Genomic DNA, 20,748 nt, shown 5'->3' on the forward strand with positions numbered 1-20,748 from the left:
AACCACTCCACGGTGTGCACGGCTTGTATGACCGGTGTTCGTACGACTTATTCCACTGCCTGTGGACAACGCACTGCGGGCTCCGGGCACCGACCCGCATGCTGAAGGCGGTTCAACGGAAACGAACCGATGCAAATCCACGCGAAACGCCATGAACAGGTAAGTACGGACGCGAAGAGATACAGCACATCAACGGGGGGCGGCTATGCATCCGATGCTCAAGCCCGCGCTGCGGCGCGGCTGGCGGAGCCGGGACACGGTGCAGTTCGGGGTGGCCCGGGCGCATGCGGTGGTGATGGGGCCGGTGGACACTGCCACGGGCAGTTTTCTGGAGCTGCTGGACGGCACCCGCGGTCTGCCGCTGCTGCGGCAGGAGGCCCGGGCCATCGGGCTGCCGGAGGGGCGGGCCGACGCACTGGTGGACCGGCTGGCGGCGGCCGGTCTGCTGGACGAGCCGAAGGACGGCGGTGAGCCGGCCGCGGCCCTGGACCGGCTGCGGCCCGACGCGGGGGCGCTTGCGGTGCTACACCCCGAGCCCGGGGCGGCTGCGCGGCTGCTCGCCGCGCGGCGGGCGATGCGGGTTCAGGTGCGGGGCGCCGGCCGGGTCGGGGCCGCGGTCGCGGCCGCCCTGTCGGGCTCGGGGGTAGGCCGGGTCGATGTGGTGGACGGGGGCTGTGTCGAGCCCTGGGATGTGGCGCCCGGCGGGCTGTCGGCCGAGCAGATCGGGGAGCGCCGGGATCTGGCCGCGCGCCGTGTGGTGCGACAGGCCGCGCCGGGTCCGCTCCCCCGCCGGTCGGCCCGGGAGCGGACCTCCGCCGAAGAGCGGACTTCCTCAGGAGAGACCGGTCTGGCGCTTGTGGTGATCACCCCGCGTGACGGCCTCGCCGCGTACGCACCGGCTCCGGAGCCGGCCCAGCCGCTGCTCGCCTCCGGCACACCCCATCTCTACGCGGGAGTCATCGAGGCCACGGGGGTGGTGGGGCCGCTGGTGGTGCCGGGCATCACACCCTGCGCGGGCTGCGCCGCGGCGGGCCGGGCCGAGCGGGAGCCCGCCTGGCCGCGGATGCTCGCGCAGTGGCGGTCCGGGCGCCGCCGGACCGCCCCGGCCTGTGACACGGCGCTGGCGATGGTGGTGGCGGGGCTCACAGCGGTGCAGGCGCTGGCCTTCCTCGACGGCCGGCCCTCGGGAGGCACGGGTGTCCGGTGGGAGTTGGCGCTCCCCTTCCTCATCTGGGAGGCACGTCCGGTCGAAGCACATCCCGGATGCGGCTGCGGAGCCGCCGGGGAGGAGGATGCCGTATATGCCTCGGCCGCAGAGGCACCGCACGCGACAATGTCCCGGTGACCCACGTCCGCGGAGTGGGCACGGGGGCCCGGGAACCACCTTCCGGGATGGCACGGCTGTAGTTGGAGGGGCGCATGACCGATCTGCCGCGCAAGGCGATCACCCGTACCGCCAAACTGGCGGCGCTGCCCTTGGGATTCGCGGGGCGCGCCACGTGGGGGCTCGGGAAGCGGATAGGGGGACGGCCGGCGGAGATCGTCGCCCGCGAGGTCCAGCAGCGCACCGCCGAGCAGATGTTCAAGGTCCTCGGTGAGCTCAAGGGCGGGGCCATGAAGCTCGGGCAGGCCATGTCGGTCTTCGAGTCGGCGCTGCCCGAGGAGATAGCCAAGCCCTACCGGGCGGCCCTCACCAAGCTCCAGGAAGCGGCCCCTCCGATGCCCACCCGTACGGTGCACGCGGCGCTGGAGGAGCGGCTGGGCCCGGACTGGCCGGAGCTGTTCCAGGAGTTCGAGGACAAACCGGCGGCGGCCGCCTCGATCGGGCAGGTGCACCGGGCGGTCTGGCACGACGGGCGCGAGGTGGCGGTCAAGATCCAGTACCCGGGGGCGGGCGAGGCGCTGCTGTCCGACCTCAGCCAACTGAGTCGGTTCGCCCGGGTGCTGGGGCCGCTGGTGCCGGGGCTGGACATCAAGCCGCTGATCGCGGAATTGCGCGAGCGGGTCGCCGAGGAGCTGGACTACGCGCTGGAGGCGGCGTCCCAGCAGGCCCATGTGGAGGAGTACGCACAGGACACGGAGATCATGGTGCCCGAGGTGGTGCACCAGAGCGACCAGATACTGATCACCGAATGGCTGGAGGGGATACCGCTCTCCGAGGTGATAGCCGACGGCACACAGGAGCAGCGGGACCGCGCCGGGCAGCTGCTGGCCCACTTTCTGTTCTCGGGGGTGTCCCGCACCGGGCTGCTGCACGCCGATCCGCATCCGGGGAACTTCCGGCTGCTGACCGGTGACTCCCCGGACGGACCGCCGGAGCGATGGAAGCTGGGGGTCCTTGACTTCGGATCGGTGAACCGGCTCCCGGGAGGGCTTCCGGAGCCCATCGGCATCGCGCTGCGCATGGCCCTTGAGGGCGACGCCACGGGGGTCTATGAGCTGATGCGCGGGGAGGGGTTCGTCAAGCCGACGATCGAGATCGACCCGGATGATCTGCTGGACTTCCTGCTGCCGATGATCGAACCGGCCCAGGTCGACGCGTTCGTCTTCGACCGGCAGTGGCTGCGCAGCCAGGCGGCACGGATGGCCGACCGTCATTCCCCCGTCTATGAGCTGGGCAATCAGCTGAATCTGCCGCCCGCCTATCTGCTGATTCACCGGGTGACCCTGAGCACCATCGGAGTGCTGTGCCAGCTGGGTGCCACCGTGCGGATGCGGGAGGAGCTCGAAGCGTGGGTTCCCGGCTTCGCCGCGGACCCGGAGTCCGAGGACCGCGCCGAAGAAGCAAATACAGAAGAAGGCGCGGAAGAAGGCGTAGAAGAAGGCCCCGATGGACGCGTCGAGGAAGGCGTCAAGGAGGAGCCCGAGGCCGCGGAGACGTCGGCCTGAGCCCGCTCGCCGCCCGGCCGCACCGGCCAGATCGGCGGCACATGCGGCACTGGCAGCACCGGCCGGACCGGTCACGCCGGTCACGCCGGTCACGCCGGTCACGCCGGTCACGCCGGTCACGCCGGTCACGCCGGTCACGCCGGTCACGCCTCCAACGCCGGGATTGGCGCCTCTGTCGCCGGGGGTGGCGCCCACGACCCCGAGGGTGGCGCCTACGCGCCTGGGTAGCGCTCGCCCCGAGCGCGGCTGCCTTGGGGTAACCGAAGGGCCGGTCCGATCGGACCGGCCCTCTGTGGTTGCGCGATGGGTCGGCGTATGACCCATCAGCGTGTGTTCGTGTCAGCCCCGCTTCTGGTCGGCGCCGCGCACGGTAGTCACCGCGTCACTGCATGACCGCCATGGCCAGGGCGCGGCGGGCGCGGAGCGAGGCACGCTCCGCGCGGCGCTGCATCCGGCGGGCGGCGGCGAGTCGAACGGCCTGCCGTTCGGACTCGGCCTCCTGGATCCGGTCGTGCATATGCGCACGAGCCAGGGCTTCTTGGATGAGTTGCATCTCTCGGTTCCTGTTCTGGCGCGATTCGGGCGCGCCGGAGGTATCAGGTGCGGGGGTGTCGGAGACCGGTGGGGTCATCGTCGGGACCTGCTTCATGGGGTCGTGCGTCGCTGGGCGATCGATGGTGCCGTGGGTGCTCATGCCGCGACCGGGTTCTTACGCGGGCGACCACGCGGCCGCTTGCGGGCCACCACCACGCCCTGGACGAAGAGCTCGCCACCCCAGACACCCCAGGGCTCCCGGCGGTCCTTGGCACCGGCGAGGCATGCCTCGCGCAGCGGGCAGGTCTGACACAGCGACTTCGCGTACTCGACGTCGGCCGGGGACTCGGCGAAGAAGACCTCCGGGTCGTACGAACGGCACGGAACGGCTACACCCAGGTTCTCGATGGCCTCATCGAGTTCGGTGAGGGCGGTGAGCGGGGTCAAGGAGTCCTCCGAGGAGTCAGGCGGGCGGTTCAGGTCGGTCGATGCGGACGGGGCAGGTGCGTTGAGTTGCACGGGGTGTGTTCCTCGTCTCTTCGGTCCGGCTGGTGGCCGGGCTTGGCAAATCAAAAGGGCCGCGGATCCCGGTGTGGGTTCCGCGGCCCTGGAAGGTGCCGACCTGATCCTGGATCAGGCTGGATAACTCCAGGGTTCGAGCCTGCGGAAGGCCCACGTCTTGTGGTGCTGCTGCGTCATCCGGGATTCGGCACCATTGGCCGCAAAGGCATAGGCCATTGCCTGTGCCGCTGCTGCTACCGCAGGTGCCTGGATCGGTCGCTCGCTGAGACGTGCCTCATTGGCGCCGGGCATACCGGTGCCAGGGAGCTCAGAGCCGAGCAGGCATGTGGCGACGACCGACCGATCGGCCTTTTTGATGGTGTTGATGAAGGTGATCACTGGTCTTCGCCTCCTCTCGGCGTCTCAGGGACCGATCGAAACCAGTCCGGGTGTTCAGTACAACACGGAATCCTTGGCTCCTGGAAGGGCCGTTGTCTCCGTGCTCGGAAGGCTATGGGTATGGCCTCGGCGCGCGCAAACTATTTTTCCGTCGAGTTTTGCCAAGGGTCACCCGAATGGCTTCACCCGGCTTCGACGCCGCCCTCGCCATCGACTGCCGAGGGGAGTTCCCGGCCCGCGCACAGCGCGAGAACATCGGCCCCGAACCGGTCCAGCTTCCGCCGTCCGACACCGGAGATGCGGGTGAGCTCCGATTCGGTTCCCGGAACGGCCTCGGCGATCGCGAGCAATGTCTTGTCGGTGAACACGCAGTAGGCCGGCTGCCCCAGCAGCCCCGCCTGCTCGGCCCGCCAGTCGCGCAGCCGCTCATAGAGCGCCTCGTCCAGCTCGGACGGGCAGCCCTCGCAGCGCATCAGCTTCATCTCGCCCGCGTCGGTCAGCGCCCTGCCGCACACCCGGCAGTGCACCGGGCCGCGCCGCCTGCGCACCGCGCCGCCCCCGCCCGGGGCCGCCGCCCCGCGCTCGATCCCACCGCTCCCGCCCGGGGTGCGGGCGCCCATGGCCTGGGAGCCGGGCCGCAGCCCGTTGAGAAAGCGGGTGGGGCGGCGGGAGGCCCGGCCTCCCGGAGCTCGCGAGAGCGCCCAGGACAGCGTCAGATGGCGACGGGCACGGGTGACCCCCACATAGAGCAGCCGGCGCTCCTCCTCGATCTGCTGCTCCGTCTTGGCGTAGGTGATCGGCATTATCCCCTCGGTGAGACCGACCAGGAAGACGGCGTCCCATTCGAGACCCTTGGCCGCGTGGAGTGAGGCGAGGGTCACACCCTCCACGGTCGGGGCGTGCTGTGCCGCCGCCCGCTCATCGAGCTCCGCCACCAGATCCGAGAGCGTGGCCCCGGGGCGGCTCGCCGCGAAGTCCTCCGCGAGCCGCACCAGGGCGGCCAGGGACTCCCAGCGGTCCCGCACCGCGCCCGATCCCGCCGGGGGCTCGGGCGTCCAGCCTCGGGTGCCCAGCACGGCCCGCACCTGGGACGGGATATCGACATCCGCCAGCGCCGGATCGGCGCTTCCCCCGCGGGCCGCGCCGCGCAGCAGCAGCCCCGCCTCGCGCACCTCGGGCCGCTCGAAGAACCGCTCGGCGCCGCGCAGCTGGTAGGGCACCTGGGCATCGGCCAGCGCCTGCTCATAGAGCTCCGACTGGGCGTTGACCCGGTAGAGGACCGCGATCTGGCTCGCCGGGACGCCGCCGCCCCCCTGCTCGACCGGGGTGATCAGCTCACGGATCCGCCGGGCGGTGCCCTCGGCCTCGGCCGGCTCGTCCTGATAGGCGGCGTAGGCCGGGTCGGGGCCCGCCTCCCGCTGGGAGACCAGCTCCAGCCGGTGCTCGGCGGCCCGGCCGCGGGCCTGGGAGAGCAGCCCGTTGGCCAGGTGGACCACCTGGGGGGTGGAGCGGTAGTCCCGGATCAGCTTGACCATCGTGGCCCCGGGGTGGCGGGTGCGGAAGTTGAGCAGATGGTCGGGGGTGGCGCCGGTGAAGGAGTAGATGGTCTGGCTGGCGTCGCCCACCACGCACAGGCTGTCCCGGTCGCCCAGCCACAGCTCAAGCAGCCGCTGCTGGAGCGGGCTGACGTCCTGGTACTCGTCCACCACGAAGTGCTGGTACTGACGGCGCACCTGATCGGCGATGTCCGGCCGCTCCTGGAGCACACCGACCGTGAGGAGCAGCACATCCTCGAAGTCGATGACGCCGCGGTCGCGCTTCAGCTGCTCATAGGTGGCGTAGATCCGGCCGATCTCGGCGGTGTCGCGGGGCGCCTCCCGGCCGGACTTGGCGGCCACGGCCGGATAGTCCTCGGGCACGGTCTGGGTGACCTTCGACCATTCGATCTCACCGGTCACGTCCCGCAGCTCATTGCGGTCCAGCCGGACCCGGCAGCGCGCGGCGGCCTCGGCCACGAGCTGCACCTTGCGCTCGACCAGCCTCGGCACCTCCCCGCCGACCGCCTTGGGCCAGAAGTACTGAAGCTGCCGCAGGGCCGCCGAGTGGAAGGTGCGCGCCTGCACCCCGCCCGCGCCGAGCTGCCGCAGTCGGCCGCGCATCTCCCCCGCCGCCCGGTTGGTGAAGGTGACCGCCAGCACACTGGCCGGCTGGAGTATGCCCGCGCGCACCCCATAGGCGATCCGGTGGGTGATGGCGCGGGTCTTGCCGGTGCCGGCCCCGGCCAGCACGCACACCGCGCCGTGCAAGGACGTCGCCACCTCGCGCTGCTCGGGGTCGAGCCCGTCGAGCACCGCGTCGGCGTCACGTGGCGTGGCCTCGTAGCCACCCGGTGTGGAGCCCTGCGGGAACAGAGTGGAGGACGTTGCTGCTGTCACCCCGCCATGCTGCCAGGTCCCCTGAGACGGCCGTGCCGGTTGTCCACAGCCGAGACCCTCCGGTCATATGAACGCATTGACTGACCGGGGGAAGGGGCCCGGGAATGACCGGGGGAAGGTGAGCGTTCACCTTCTGCCCACCCACCACGACCCCGAGGAGAGCGAAGACCGATGTCCGGCACTGTGACGATGTACAGCACCACCTGGTGCGGCTACTGCCGCCGCCTGAAGGGCCAGATGGACCGCGAGGGCATCACCTACACCGAGATCAACATCGAGCAGGACCCGGAGTCGGCCGCCTTCGTCGAGAAGGCGAACGGCGGCAACCAGACAGTGCCGACCGTTCTCTTCCCCGATGGGTCGACCCTGACCAACCCGTCCCTTGCGCAGGTCAAGGCCAAGGTCGGGGTCTGAGTCAGCCTCGCGGCAGCGGCTCGCCGTACCAGAGCTCGATCAGCCGGGCCGCGATCGAGATACCGGACGGAGGCAGGACCTCTCCGGACTCGATCGCGGCCCGCAGCTCTTCCCGGGAGAACCAGCGCGCCTCGTGGATCTCCTCCCCGTCCACCTGGATCCGGGAGGACGTGGCCCGCGCCATGAAGCCGAGCATCAGGCTGGACGGGAACGGCCACGGCTGGCTGGCCACGTACTCGACCTCGCCGACCGCGACGCCCGCCTCCTCCGCCACCTCGCGGACCACGGCCTGCTCGATCGACTCGCCAGGCTCCACGAAGCCCGCCAGCGTCGAGAAGCGCCCCTCCGGCCAGTGCACCTGGCGCCCGAGCAGCGCGCGGTCCTGCTCGTCCTTCACCAGCATGATCACCGCGGGGTCGGTCCGCGGGTAGTGCTCGGCGCCGCACGCCGGGCAGCGGCGGATATGGCCCGCCGCCGCGATCACCGTGCGCTCACCGCAGCGTGAGCAGAAGCGGTGCAGCCGCTGCCAGTTCTCCAGCGCGACCGCGTGCACCAGCAGCCCCGCGTCCCGCTGGGACAGCAGCGCGCCCGCCTCGCGCAGCCCGGCGGGGCGTGCCGACTGGTCCATCCGCCCCGGCAGGGAGTCCTTTTGCAGCGCGAAATAGCGCACACCCTCCTGGTCGGTGCCCAGGAAGTAGCGGTGGTTCTCGGTGGGCGGGGCCTCGAAGGACGGGGTCATGACGAGTTCGGTGCGGCCGTCCGGGGTGTCGTCGACCAGGGCCTGGCCGCCGGAGACCACGAAGACACGCGTCGTCGGGTGACTCCAGGCCGCGGCCAGCCACGCCTCGTCCAAGCGGTGGTGCGCGGAGCGGTCGATACCGCCCGGGGCGCTGAGCGTGATCGGCCGGTCGGTGGCGTGGTCGGTCGAGGTGGTCACAGCTGCTTCCAACTTCCCCAGTGCAACGGGCGGTTTACGTACATAAGCGAGCTATTCCCGTCCATTCTCGGCGAGATCGGCCCACAGATGGGCGGCTGTCTCCGCACCCTTCATGAGCAGGCCGAGCTCGACCTTCTCGTTGGGCGCGTGCCAGCCGTCGGACGGCACCGAGATGCCCAGGAAGAGCACCGGAGCGCCGAGGACGTCCTGGAGATCGGCGGCGGGACCCGATCCGCCCTCGCGGGTGAAGCGGATCTTCTGGTCGAAGGCGCGCCCCATGGCCCGGACGACCGACTGGAGCGCGGGGTGGTCCAGCGGGGTCAGACAGGGGCGGGTGGCGCCCCAATAGGTGATCTCATGGCGGATACCGGCCGGGAGCAGGGCGGCGACCCAGTCCCGCACGGATGACTGGACCTTCTCCACGTCCTGGCCCGCCACCAGCCGGAAGGAGAGCTTCAGCTGGGCGGCCGAGGGCACGATGGTCTTTCCACCCGGCCCCTGGTAGCCGCCGCCGATGCCATTGACCTCGGCGGTGGGACGGGCCCAGATCCGCTCCAGGGTGGAGTACCCCGCCTCGCCGAGCGTGGCCCGCGAATGCGCGGTCCGCAGCCAGCCTGCCTCGTCGAAGGGCAGCTCGGCGAAGAGCTCGCGCTCACGGTCGGTCAGCTCCACGACGCCGTCGTAGAAGCCCGGGATCGCCACCTTACGGTCGGCGTCGTGCAGGGCGGCGGCCAGCCGGGCGGCCTCGGTGGCCGGATTGGGGACCGCGCCGCCGAAGGAGCCGGAGTGGATGTCCTGGCCGGGGCCGTAGAGATCGATCTGGCAGTCGACGAGGCCCCGCATACCGGTGCAGACGGTCGGAGTGTCCTCCGACCACATCCCGGTGTCGGAGACGATCACGGTGTCGCAGACCAGTCGGTCGGCGTACGAGCGGATCAGCTCGGGGAAGTGCGGGGAGCCCGACTCCTCCTCGCCCTCGATCAGCAGCTTGAGGTTCACCGCGGGCGCGCCGCGGCCGGTGACGGCGAGATGCGCCCGTATCCCCAGGGTGTGGAAAAGGACCTGCCCCTTGTCGTCGGCGGCGCCGCGGGCATGGAGCCTGCCGTCCTCGATGACGGGCTCGAAGGGGTCGGTGCGCCAGCCGTCCTCACGGGCGGCGGGCTGGACATCGTGGTGGCCGTAGACGAGCACCGTAAGGGCGTCGGGATCACCGGACGGCCATTCGGCGAACACGGCCGGAGCGCCCGGTGTGTCCCATATCTCAGTCACCGGGAAGCCCGTCGCGGCCAGGTGGTCCTTCAACCACTCGGCGCTGCGCCGGACGTCGTCGGTGCGGGCGGGGTCGGCGGATACGGACGGGATGCGCAGCCACTCGGAGAGTTCGGCGAGAAAGGCGGCGCCATGGCCGTCCACATAGGCGCGGACGGCGTTGTCCGTGTCCGGGGTGTTGCTCATGCATGTGAGCCTATCCGGCCCGCGAGGGGGCGAGGGCGGGGGCCTCCGGGGTGCTCATGTGCGCTCGCTCTCGGTGACGGTTCCGACGTCGATATGGTCATTTCCGGTCGCGTCCGCGTCACCGACGCCGACCCCGTCTCCGGTTCCGGTTCCGTCTCCAATGCCGTCTCCCTCTGCGTTCTCCGGCTCGTCGCCGTTCTCGCCGAGCAGGATGCGCTCGAGACCGGCCCGTCCGGGCAGCCCGGCGGGGCGGACCACCTCACCGCTGCGCACGTACACGAACGCCGCCGTGACGGCAGACAGGGGCAGCCCGTGCTGTTCGGCCCAGGCGAGGCGGTAGATGGCCAGCTGGAGCGGGTCGGCGTCCCGGGAACGGCCGGTCTTCCAGTCGACGATCTCGTAGCGGGGGCCGCCGTCGGGGCCCGTTCCCGGCTCGCGGTACACCGCGTCGATCCGGCCGCGGATTATGCGTCCCGCCAGGGTCAGCTGGACCGGCACCTCCACGCGGTAAGGGGTGCGGCGGGCGTACGGCGTGCGGGCGAACGCCTCCTTGAGCGCGGCCAGATCCCGCTCGTCGGCGATCTCCGCCTCGCCGTCCTCGCCGCCCGGCAGCTCGTCCGGGCCGAGGAAGGGCAGCGGCAGCGCCTCGAAGCGCGATTCGACCCAGGCGTGGAAACGGGTGCCCCGCCGTGCGGCGGGGCGCGGCGGCCTGGGCATGGGGCGGGCCAGCTCCCGCGCGAAGCCGTCCGGATCGGCGGCGATGCGCAGCAGTTGGGAGGCGGTGAGCGTCCCCGGCAGAAGCACCTCGTGCACGGTCTCGCGGGCCCGGCGCAGCTCCCCCGCGAGCGCGTCCAGATCGCGGTCCCAGGAGCCGACCAGCCGGGCCTCCTCGGGCGCCATCTCGCCCTCGTCCGGCTCCCACGTGATATCCGGCACACCGGGGTCCGGTGCGCCGTGAGGATCGGGTCGCGGCGCGTCGCCGTACGGGCCCTCGCCCACGTCCTCATATGGGTCGTACGGGTCCTCGGCCGCCTCGCCTTCCCCGTACGGCCCCTCGTCCGCGTCTACGTAAGGGCCCTCGTAAGGATGCTCCGGAGGCTCGGACCACTCCGGGTCCTCCGCCTCCAGGCCCTCCAGGCCCTCCAGGCCCTCCAGGTCCTCCAGGTCCTCCAGGCCCTCGGGGTCCTCCGGGGGTTCGCGCTCCTCCGGCGGCTCCAAGTCGTCCACGGGCATCGGGAACGGGTCCTCATCAGCCGGGGGCCGCCCCTCGTCACGCGCCGTCGGCCCCTCCCCCACCGTCTCGATGCGCGCCAGGTGGGCCAACACCACATCGGCGGCGCGACGCCGGTGGCCCAGCGCGGCCGGGTCCAGCGGAAGCGGCCAGGCCCGGTCGGCCGCCGACTCCCGCAGGGCCGGGTTCTCCGCGCCCTCCTCCGGTGGCTCGGCCCATGCCTCGATCTCGCCGTACCCCGCCTCGCAGTGCTCGCGCAGCGCGTCCAGGAAGGCCGACGGCCCGCGCGGCCGCTTCTGGGTGGGGCCCCACCAGTGGCCCGAGCCCAGCAGCAGCGAGCGCGGCCGAGTGAAGGTCACATAGCCCAGCCGCAGCTCCTCGGTCCGCTGATGCCCCTTCATGGCGTCCTTGAAGGCCGCGATCCCCTTGCTGTCCCAGGCGGTGACGTCCGGGAGGGTTCGCGCGTCCCCGCGCAGCTCATGGGGCAGGACCTTCGCGTTCGCCGTCCAGGACTCGCGGGACTGCTCGCTCGGGAACTGCTTGGCGACCAGACCCGGCACCGCCACCACGTCCCACTCCAGCCCCTTGGACTTGTGGGCGGTGAGCACCTTGACCGTGTTCTCGCCGCCGGGGAGGGCGTTGTCGAGCCCCTTCTCGTACTGCGCGGCGGTGCGCAGAAAGCCGAGGAAGCCCTGGAGGGTGGCCTCGCCGTCCACGGCCGCGCCGCCCTCCCGGCCCGCGAAGGCGGCCGCGACGTCCAGGAAGTTGCCGAGCGTCTCGCGGCGGCGCGCGGCCAGGGCGTGTGGTGAGGCGGAGAGTTCGACCTCGAGGCCCGTGGTGGCCAGGACCCGGTGGAGGACGTCCATCAGCGGATCGGCCAGCGAGCGGCGCAGTTCGCGGAGTTCGGCCGCGAGGCGGGCGAACCGGACCCGTGCCTCGGCGGAGAAGGGCAGCCCGTCGTCCGGGCCGCCGCCCGCCTCCAGGAAGGTGTCGAGTGCGTCGGCGAGGGAGATCACCTCGGAGGGGTCGGTGCCCTCCACGGCCTCGGCGAGCCGTCGGTCGGGATCGTCCTCCGCCCCGTCCGGCCCGCCGTGGGAGACCAGCATGCGGGCGCGGCGGCCGAGCAGCGCGAGGTCGCGGGGGCCGATCCGCCAGCGCGGCCCGGTGAGCAGACGGACCAGCGCGGCGTTGGCCCCCGGGTCATGGAGGACCTCGCAGACGGCCACCAGATCGGCGACCTCCGGCAGATGCAGCAGCCCCGACAGGCCCACCACCTCCACCGGAACGTCCCGTTCCACCAGGGCGCCCTGGATCTGCGCGAAGTCACCCGCCGTACGGCACAGGACCGCGATCTCACCGGGCGGGGTGCCGGTGCGCACCAGGTGGGCGATGGAGTCGGCGAGCCAGGCCAGCTCCTCGGCGTGGGTGGGCAGCAGCGCACAGCGCACCGCTCCGTCCCGCTCGGCGCCGGGCGCGGGGCGCAGCGCCTCGACGCCCTCGTGCATCGCCCGCAGCGGGGCGGCCAGCCCATTGGCGAGGTCCAGGAGGCGGCCGCCGCTGCGCCGGTTCTCGCTGAGCGCGAAGCGCCGCGCCGGGCTGTCGTCGGCGTGCCGGAAGTGCTCGGGGAAGTCGTCCAGGTTGGCCACGGAGGCGCCGCGCCAGCCGTAGATGGCCTGGCAGGGGTCGCCCACGGCGGTGACGGGGTGTCCGGTGCCGCCGCCGAAGAGACCGGACAGCAGCAGCCGCTGGGCGACGGAGGTGTCCTGGTACTCGTCGAGCAGGACGACCGCGAACTGCTCGCGCAGGATCCGGCCGACCTCCGGGTGGTCGAGGGCCAGGGTGGCCGCATGGGCGATCTGGTCGCCGAAGTCGAGCAGATCGCGGCGACGCTTCTCCTCGCGGTACGCCTCGACCAGGCCCAGCAGCTCCTGGCGGGCGCGGGCGGCCTCGGGCACCTTGCGCAGCGCCTCGTTGGTGAGCCGCGTCCCCTCCAGCGTCCGCAGCAGCTCGGTGTCGTAGGCGCGCAGCCGCCCCACGGGGACGATGTGCTCGGCGAGTTCGGCGTCGAGCGCGAGCAGATCGGTGACCAGGTCGGAGAAGGGGCGGATGAGCGCCGGATACGGGCCGGGGGCGGAGCGCAGGACGCGCGCGGCGAGCTGGAAGCGGGTGGCGTCGGCGAGCAGCCGGGCGCTCGGCTCGAGGCCGACGCGCAGCCCGTGGTCCTTGAGCAGCTGTCCGGCGAAGGCGTGGTAAGTGGAGATGGCGGGCTCGCCCGCGGCCTCCTGGGTGGCGCCCGGATCCGGGTCGGGGTCCACGATGCCCGCCGTGACGAGGGCCTTACGGACGCGCTCCGCCAACTCTCCGGCGGCCTTGTTGGTGAAGGTGAGGCCGAGCACCCGGTCGGGCGCGACCTGCCCGGTGCCGACCAGCCAGACCACGCGGGCGGCCATCACCGTGGTCTTGCCGGAGCCCGCCCCGGCGACGATCACCTGCGGGGCGGGCCGTGCGGTGATGCACGCCATCTGCTCCGGGGTGAACGGGATCCCGAGGAGTTCCTTGAGCTCCTCGGGATCGGTGATGCGGGCTGACACTCCAGTGAGGCTATCGGTGCCCACCGACATGCCCCGCCACCCCGGTCAACGGCCGCCCCGGGATCCCGGCCTGATACACAAAGCCATCGGCCGGACACCGCCGGGCCTCGACCTGGTGCACCGGGGCATCAGCCATACGGGCCCCGGCCCGATACGCGAAGGCGTCAGCCGTACGCCGCCGGGCCCCGGCGGCGTACGCGATCGCGTCAGTCGACCACATGGCGCCCCTCCGCGCGGGCGCTGCACGCGCCGCGGAAGGCGCAGCGCTCGCAGTGGTCGCCCGTGCTCGGGGTGAACCGCTCCTCCAGGACGCGCCCGGCCGCGGTGGCGAGCAGCTGCCCCACCCACTCCCCGTCCGGCGGCTCCTGGGCCTGGACCTTGGGGACGTCGTCGCCGCCGTCCTTCTTGGCGGCGCCCTGCCGCAGCTGGACGAGCTCCGCGCCGCCCGGCTCGGGGCGCCCGCCGTCGAACAGGTCGTCCACGGCGCCCTCGCGCACCGCCAGCTGATAGACCGCCAGCTGGGGGTGGTGCTCGACATCGCCGCGGGTCACGGCCTGTTTGCCGGTCTTGAAGTCGACCACGTAGGCGCGCCCGTCCTCATCCGTCTCGACGCGGTCCATACTGCCGCGGATGCGCACCTTATAGGCGTCGGCTTCGAGCGTGACGTCGAAGGGGTGCTCGGTGGCGACCGGGGTGCGGCCGCCCCGCTCCATCACATGCCAGTGCAGAAAGCGCTCCAGGGCCGCCCGTGCCTGCTCCTTCTCCTGCCGTGACTTCCAGGGGGCGTCGAAGGCCAGCGCGTCCCATACGGAGTCCAGGCGCTCCATGAGGACGGCGAGATCGGCCGGGGTGCGGCCGGAGGCGACCTCGTCGGCCAGGACGTGCACCACGTTGCCGAAGCCCTGGGCGGCCGTCGAGGGCGCGTCCGCCTTCACCTCGCGCCCCAGGAACCACTGGAGCGAGCAGGTGTTGACGAGCTGGTCGAGCGCGCTGCCGGACAGCGCCACGGGCCGGTCCCGGTCGCGCAGCGGGGCCTCGCTGTGTGTCGGCTCGTACAGCCCCCACCAGCGGTAGGGGTGGGCGGCCGGAACCAGTGGGCGGCCCTCCTCGTCGCGCAGCGCCGCGAGCCGGGCCAGCCGCCGCGCGGCGGCGTCGCGCAGCGCCTCCGAGGCGTCCGGGTCGACGGTGGTGGCACGCAACTCGGCGACGAGCGCGGCGACGGACAGCGGGCGGCGCGGGCGCTGGGTGACGTCGGTGGGCGGGACACCCAGTTCGGTGAGGAAGCGGGAGGGCTGGTCCCCGTCCTCCGAGGCAGCCTTGACGGCGGTGACCACGAGCCGCTCCTTGGCGCGCGTCGCCGCCACATAGAACAGCCGCCGCTCCTCGGCCAGCAGCGCGCCCGGCGGCAGCGGCTCGGCCAGCCCGTCCCGGCCGATCCGGTCGGCCTCCAGGAGCGAGCCGCGCCGCCGCAGATCGGGCCACAGCCCCTCCTGCACCCCCGCGACGACCACCAGCGCCCATTCGAGCCCCTTGGAGCGGTGGGCGGTCATCAGCCGTACGGCGTCGGGGCGGACCATCCGGCGGGAGAGGGTGTCGGCCGCTATGTCCTGGGCGTCGATCTCCTCCAGGAAGTTGAGGGCGCCACGACCGCCGGTGCGCTCCTCCGCGCGGGCCGCGGTCTCGAACAGCGCGCACACCGCGTCCAGGTCACGGTCCGCGTTGCGCCCGGCGGTGCCGCCGCGCTGGGCGGTCCGCTCCAGACGGCCGGGCCAGGGGGTGCCGTCCCACAGCTGCCACAGCGCCTGTTCCGCGGTGCCCCCCCGCGCCAGCTCCTCCCGGGCCGTGCGCAGCAGCAGCCCGAGGTTCTGGGCGCCGCGTGCGTATGCCGGGTCGTGGACGGCCAGCCGCTCGGGCTCGGCGAGCGCCTCGGCGAGCAGGACGTCGGAGGGGCGCGGCACCGCACGTCCCGCGGACCGCTCCTCCTCGCGCAGCGCGCGGCCCAGGCGGCGCAGATCGGCGGCGTCCATACCGCCGAGGGGCGAGGCGAGCAGGGTCAGGGCGGTCTCGACGCCGAGGGCCGCGGACAGCCCGCCGCTGTCCGGCAGCGCGGCCGTGGCGGCGGCCCGCAGCGCCGTCAGCAGGGGGGCCACGGCGGGTTCATGGCGCAGCGGGATGTCATCGCCGTCCACCTCGACGGGGACTCCGGCCGAGGTGAGCGCCCGGCGCACACCCGGGATCGAGCGCCCCCCGGCGCGCACCAGGACGGCCATCTCACGCCAAGGCACCCCGTCCTCCAGATGGGCGCGGCGCAGGATGTCGGCCACATTGTCCAGCTCGGCGCCCGCGGTGGGGTATGTGTACGCCTCGACGCGGCCGCCGTCGCGGGCGGCCGCCAGCTCCCGATGCGCCCTTACGGCTCGCGCGGGCAGCCGGGTGAGCGGCATCCGGCCGGCGATCCGCCGGGTGGCCGCGAGCAGGGCGGCCCCCGAGCGGCGGGAGACGGTGAGCACCTCCATGCCGGCGGGCCGGCCGTCCGCCTGCGGGAAGTCCTCGCGGAAGCGGAGGATGCCGCCCAAGTCGGCGCCGCGGAAAGCGTAGATGGACTGATCGGGGTCGCCGAAGGCGAGCAGGGTCCGGCCGCCGCCCGCGACCGCCCGCAGCAGCCGGGCCTGGGCCACGTCGGTGTCCTGGTACTCGTCGACGAAGACGGCGTCGTACCGCCCCGCCAGCTCGGCCGCGACCTCCGGCCGCCCGGCGAGCAGCACCGCGCGGTGCACCAGCTCCGCGTAGTCCAGCACCCCCTGGGCGTCCAGGACGTCCAGGTACTCGGCGAGGAAGCCGGCCGCGGCGGCCCAGTCGGGGCGCCCGGTGCGCCGGGCGAACTCCCCCAGCGACCGTGGGCCCAGGCCCAGCTCCCGGCTGCGGGCGAGCACCGCACGCACCTCGTCGGCGAAGCCCCGGGTGGTCAGGCAGGCGCGCAGATCGTCGGGCCAGCGGACGAACGTCCGGCCCTCGCTCGCCAGCTCTGCCTGACCGGCGAGCAGCTCCCTGACGACGACGTCCTGCTCCGGTCCGGAGAGCAGCCGCAGCGGATCGGCGAACAGATCGACGTCCTGGTGGGCGCGGACCAGGGCGTAGCAGTAGGAGTGGAACGTCGTGGCCTGCGGGGCGCTCGCGCCGCCCAGGCGCGCGGCCATGCGGTCGCGCAGTTCGACGGCCGCCTTACGGCTGAAGGTGAGCACCAGGAGCCGCTCGGGGTCCGCGCCCTCGCGCACCCGGCGGGCCACCGCCTCCACGAGCGTCGTCGTCTTGCCCGTGCCGGGCCCGGCGAGCACCAGCAAAGGTCCGCCCCGGTGCTCAACCACAGCGCGCTGCCGTGCGTCCAGGACAGGAAGAGCACCTGGCTCCGGCCGATGACGGAGCAGGCGGTAGACGCCCTGGGTCGGCTGCCGTGAGGACGGCTGCCGCGCCTGCCGCTGCCGCGGAAGGGACGAGGGGGAGGAGCTCACGTTGGATCGCCGGTCCTGGTGGGTTGGCTGGGTGCGGGACAGCCTCTCATGCGATGCGGGGCATCACCCGTATGGCTGTGGATACCGCCGGTACGTCCATGGGCCCGCGCACCGTTACGGTCGCGGGCCCGTCGCATACCGGTCGGGCCGCGGGCCCGCCACACCCACGTACCGCCCCCCGCCCACCGCGCCTCGGCACGGCCACACACCCCCGTATCGCCCCGCGCCCATCGCGCCCCGGCACCGTGCACCCCGGTCCGGCCGCGCATCCGCCACCGTCCCCCGGCACGGCCGCCGCGGCCCCGCCACGCCACCGGCCGGGGTCCCGCTACCGCCCGTGGTCCTCCCCGCCCCCGTCCCACCGCGCCTTGGCCATGTCGATCCGCGGCACATGGCCCTCGGCCGACCGCGGCGCCTCGCGCAGCGGGGTGCCCTCCTCGCGGTAGTGGTCCAGGGCCCGCAGCTCATGGCCGGGCAGCAGCACACCGTCCGCGCGCACCACCCGCCACCACGGCACGGCGCCCCCGTAGAGCGCCATCGCCCGCCCCACCTGGCGCGGGCCGCCCTCCTCCAGCCATTCGGCGACGTCCCCGTAGGTCATCACGCGGCCGGAGGGGATCAGCTCGGCCACCTCCAGCACCCGCTCGGCGTACTCGGGCAGCCCGCCGGCGCCGTCCCCGTCCCCATCCCCGTCGTGGTCGGGCTCCCTGTTCTCCCTGCTCTCCCGGCTCATCCGCCCCATCCTGCCGCACCCCGCCGACACCCGCGCCAAGCGCCCCGCCGGGCGCCCCACCGAGCGCCGGCGGCGGGTCCGTTCCGGGCCGGGTCGCGGTTCGATCACGCATTGTGCGGGAATCCTCAGCACGGCGTACCATTCGGGGTTCACGTCCCCGAAATGCACCCTGATGCCCCCCTCCGCAGCCCGGGCATGCCACCATCTTCCGGGCGGTGACTGGTGATACGAGATCAAGAAGAGACGGCGAAGCAGCAGGGTGCGCAGCCTCCGGAGGAGGAGGCCCGCACCCCGAAGGCGTTGCCGCACTCCACGGCACCGTCCGGTGGCCGCCACGAAGCGCCGGACGTAGGGGATGACTGCGGGCCGGACGGACCGGAGGGCCATGTGGACCGGGTCTCCGGGGACGAGCCGCTGCTGCCCGCCCGCGTCCACCGCCCCTCCGATCTGCTGCGGATGCTGCTCGGGATCCTCGGCATGGCCGTCGTGCTGGCCATCGCGGCCTTCGCCCACGGCACCACGGCGGGTCTGGAGAAGGACATCGGGCACGGCGCCGACCAGGCGCCCCCGCTGCTGATCGACTTCGCGGGGCTCACGGCCGGGGTGGCCGTCCTCGTCCTGCCGGTGGCCTTCGCCTTCGAGCGGCTGATCAAACGGGACGGGCTGCGGATCGCCGACGGCGTCCTGGCCGCGGTGCTGGCCCATGGGGTCTCCCTCGCCATGGACCTCTGGGTCGCCGACAGCGCCCCCGGCTCGATCCGCGAGGCGCTCACCCAGCCCGCGCCCGGCGGCACCTTCAGCGACCCCGTGCACGGCTATCTCGCCCCCGTCATCGCCTATATGACGGCCGTCGGCATGGCCCGGCGCCCGCGCTGGCGGGTGGCCATGTGGTGCGTGCTGCTGCTCGACGCCTTCGCGGTGCTCGTGGGCGGCTACACCACACCGTTCTCGATCATCCTTACGGTGCTGATCGGCTGGGCGGTGGCCTACGGCACGCTCTACGCCGTCGGCTCCCCCAATGTGCGCCCCACCGGCCAGCACCTGCTCGCCGGGCTGCGCCGCGTCGGCTTCAACCCGGTCAGCGCCATGCGCGCCGAGGAGCCCGAGGACGAGCACGGCGGCCACAGCGACCGGGGCCGCCGCTATCTGGTCACCCTGGAGGACGGCCCGCCCCTGGACGTCACCGTGGTCGACCGGGAGCAGCAGGCCCGGGGCTTCTTCTACGGCGTCTGGCAGCGGCTGACCCTGCGGACGATCACCCCGCCCCGCAGCTTCCAGTCGCTGCGCCAGGCCCTGGAGCAGGAGGCGCTGCTCGCCTACGCGGCCATCGCGGCCGGGGCCAACGCGCCCAAGCTGATCGCCACCTCCGAGCTGGGCCCGGACGCCGTGATGCTGGTCTACGAGCATGTGGGCGGCCGCCCGCTGCACGCCCTGCCCGACGAGGCGATCACCGACGAGCTGCTGGCCGGGGCCTGGAACCAGGTGCAGGCGCTCCAGTCGCGGCGCATCGCCCACCGGCGGCTGGACAGCGACGCCCTGCTGGTCGACCGCAACGGCACGGTCGTGCTGACCGATCTGCGCGGCGGCGAGATCGCGGCCGGTGACGTGGTACTGCGGATGGACGTGGCACAGCTGCTCACCACCCTGGGGCTGCGCGTGGGCGCCGAGCGCTCCGTGGCCGCCGCGGTGGAGGTCCTCGGCCCGGACGCGGTCGCCGGCAGCCTTCCGCTGCTCCAGCCCCTGGCGCTCGGCCGGGGCACCCGCGCGACCCTGCGCCAGCTCGCGCGCGAGCGCGCCCAGCGCCAGCGGGAGGCCGTCCTGGAGGCGTCACACGCCGCCAAGAAGGCCAAGGAGGCCGAGGCGAAGGAGGCCCTGGAGGCCGGGGCCGCGGAGACGGCCGCGAGCGACCGTAAGACCACCAAGGCCGAGAAGCAGGCGGAGAAGCGCGCCATCGAGGAGGCCCTGGAGGACGCCCGCGAGGAGGATCTGCTCTCCCAGATCCGGCAGCAGGTGCTGCTGGTGAGGCCGCAGGCGCCGATACAGCCCGAGCGGCTGGAGCGCATCAAGCCACGCACTCTGGTCAGTTTCTGCGCGGGCGCCTTCGCCGCGTACTTCCTGCTGTCCCAGTTCACCCATCTCAAGCTGGGCGCCCTGGTCGGCGAGGCCAACTGGATCTGGGTCATCTTCGCGCTCGTCTTCTCCGCGCTCACCTATCTGGCGGCGGCGCTGAGCCTGCTCGGCTTCGTCCCGGAGAAGGTGCCCCTGGGACGGGCGGTGCTGGCGCAGGTCGCCGCCTCGTTCGTGAAGCTGGTGGCCCCCGCGGCGGTCGGCGGCGTGGCCCTCAACGCCCGCTTCCTCCAGCGCGCGGGGGTGCGGCCGGGGCTCGCGGTGGCCAGCGTGGGCGCCTCCCAGCTGTTCGGGCTCGCCAGCCATATCGTGCTCCTGCTGACCTTCGGCTACATCACCGGCACCGAGCGCACCCCGGCGCTCTCGCCGTCCCGGACCGTGATCGCCGGACTGCTGACGGCCGCCGTCCTGGTGCTGGTGGTGACGGCCATCCCCGTCCTGCGGAAGTTCGTGTCCACCCGGGTGCGGTCGCTGTTCGCGGGCGTCGTCCCGCGCATGCTGGATGTGCTCCAGCGCCCCAAGAAGCTGCTCACCGGCATCGGCGGCGCCCTGCTGCTGACGGCCGCCAACGTGATGTGCCTGGACTCCGCGATCCGGGCGTTCGGCGGTGAGCTGAGCTACGCGAGCATCGCCGTCGTCTTCCTCGCGGGCAACGCCCTGGGGTCCGCGGCGCCCACCCCCGGCGGTGTGGGCGCGGTCGAGGCCGCCCTGATCGCGGGTCTGACCTTCGCCGGGCTGCCGTACGAGACCGCGGCGCCCGCGGTGCTGCTCTTCCGGCTGATGGTCTTCTGGCTGCCGGTGCTGCCCGGCTGGGTGGCCTTCACCCACCTCACCCGCAAAGCGGCGTTGTAGGGCCCGCCCGCGAAAAGCGCCATGGGGCTCCCGGTCAAAGGGGCATCGCCCTCGAAGAGGCGCCGCAAGGGCCGTGACGGCCCCGCTGGAGCCCTCCCGCGGACACCGGCTCCCGGGGCACCCCCTCACCCGTACGCCCCC

General features: G+C 73.0%; 13 protein-coding genes. 4 read left to right on the forward strand and 9 right to left on the reverse strand.

The features are described 5' to 3' along the window. The first annotated feature begins 205 nt into the window (after positions 1-205). Entirely contained in the window at positions 206-1,345 is a 1,140-nt protein-coding gene (locus NQU54_RS31245; RefSeq protein WP_257633959.1) for a ThiF family adenylyltransferase, read from the forward strand. A gap of 74 nt (positions 1,346-1,419) precedes the next feature. Further along, complete coding sequence (locus tag NQU54_RS31250) at positions 1,420-2,889, forward strand: ABC1 kinase family protein (protein ID WP_257633960.1); 1,470 nt, start codon at positions 1,420-1,422, stop codon at positions 2,887-2,889. Positions 2,890-3,271: 382 nt separating this feature from the next. On the opposite strand, the gene NQU54_RS31255 is transcribed toward NQU54_RS31250, so the two are convergent. The 4 genes from NQU54_RS31255 to NQU54_RS31270 all read right to left on the reverse strand — a co-directional run bounded on the left by NQU54_RS31255 (position 3,272) and on the right by NQU54_RS31270 (position 6,758). Continuing rightward, a complete protein-coding gene (locus NQU54_RS31255) occupies positions 3,272-3,583 on the reverse strand; it encodes a putative WhiB-interacting protein (protein WP_069864250.1) in 312 nt (103 codons plus the stop codon). Further along, positions 3,580-3,942 carry a WhiB family transcriptional regulator gene (locus tag NQU54_RS31260; RefSeq protein ID WP_069864252.1) on the reverse strand — a complete coding sequence of 121 codons (363 nt, stop codon included), beginning with the start codon at positions 3,940-3,942 and terminating at the stop codon, positions 3,580-3,582. Before NQU54_RS31260 ends, NQU54_RS31255 begins: the two co-directional genes overlap by 4 nt. Positions 3,943-4,056: 114 nt before the next feature. Next, positions 4,057-4,323, reverse strand: a complete 267-nt coding sequence (locus tag NQU54_RS31265; protein ID WP_079152989.1) for a hypothetical protein — start codon at positions 4,321-4,323, stop codon at positions 4,057-4,059. Positions 4,324-4,505: 182 nt separating this feature from the next. Then, positions 4,506-6,758, reverse strand: a complete 2,253-nt coding sequence (locus NQU54_RS31270) for an ATP-dependent DNA helicase UvrD2 (RefSeq protein ID WP_308408513.1) — start codon at positions 6,756-6,758, stop codon at positions 4,506-4,508. A gap of 171 nt (positions 6,759-6,929) precedes the next feature. On the opposite strand from NQU54_RS31270, the gene NQU54_RS31275 reads away from it, so the two are divergent. Continuing rightward, positions 6,930-7,172 (forward strand): mycoredoxin, encoded by a 243-nt coding sequence (locus NQU54_RS31275; protein WP_069864256.1) that lies wholly within the window; start codon positions 6,930-6,932, stop codon positions 7,170-7,172. Position 7,173: 1 nt separating this feature from the next. On the opposite strand, the gene nudC is transcribed toward NQU54_RS31275, so the two are convergent. From nudC to NQU54_RS31300, 5 genes are all read right to left on the reverse strand, one after another. Further along, positions 7,174-8,109 carry an NAD(+) diphosphatase gene (gene nudC / locus NQU54_RS31280; protein WP_257633961.1) on the reverse strand — a complete coding sequence of 312 codons (936 nt, stop codon included), beginning with the start codon at positions 8,107-8,109 and terminating at the stop codon, positions 7,174-7,176. Between the two features lie 51 nt (positions 8,110-8,160). Then, complete coding sequence (locus tag NQU54_RS31285; RefSeq protein ID WP_257633962.1) at positions 8,161-9,564, reverse strand: M20/M25/M40 family metallo-hydrolase; 1,404 nt, start codon at positions 9,562-9,564, stop codon at positions 8,161-8,163. A 54-nt stretch (positions 9,565-9,618) separates the two neighbouring features. Then, positions 9,619-13,386: an ATP-dependent helicase gene (locus NQU54_RS31290; RefSeq protein ID WP_257633963.1), complete on the reverse strand. Its 3,768-nt coding sequence runs from the start codon at positions 13,384-13,386 to the stop codon at positions 9,619-9,621. Positions 13,387-13,592: 206 nt separating this feature from the next. Then, positions 13,593-16,811 (reverse strand): ATP-dependent helicase, encoded by a 3,219-nt coding sequence (locus tag NQU54_RS31295; RefSeq protein ID WP_306279253.1) that lies wholly within the window; start codon positions 16,809-16,811, stop codon positions 13,593-13,595. Between the two features lie 412 nt (positions 16,812-17,223). Then, the gene (locus tag NQU54_RS31300) at positions 17,224-17,628 is read right to left on the reverse strand and encodes an MGMT family protein (protein ID WP_306279249.1); all 405 of its coding nucleotides are present in this window, start codon (positions 17,626-17,628) and stop codon (positions 17,224-17,226) included. Positions 17,629-17,850: 222 nt separating this feature from the next. Between NQU54_RS31300 and NQU54_RS31305 the strand changes: the two genes are divergently transcribed. Next, complete coding sequence (locus NQU54_RS31305) at positions 17,851-20,607, forward strand: lysylphosphatidylglycerol synthase transmembrane domain-containing protein (RefSeq protein WP_257633965.1); 2,757 nt, start codon at positions 17,851-17,853, stop codon at positions 20,605-20,607. Positions 20,608-20,748 lie beyond the last annotated feature (141 nt).

It is taken from the genome of Streptomyces malaysiensis subsp. samsunensis (assembly GCF_024519315.1).
In the GTDB taxonomy this organism is placed as follows: domain Bacteria; phylum Actinomycetota; class Actinomycetes; order Streptomycetales; family Streptomycetaceae; genus Streptomyces; species Streptomyces malaysiensis.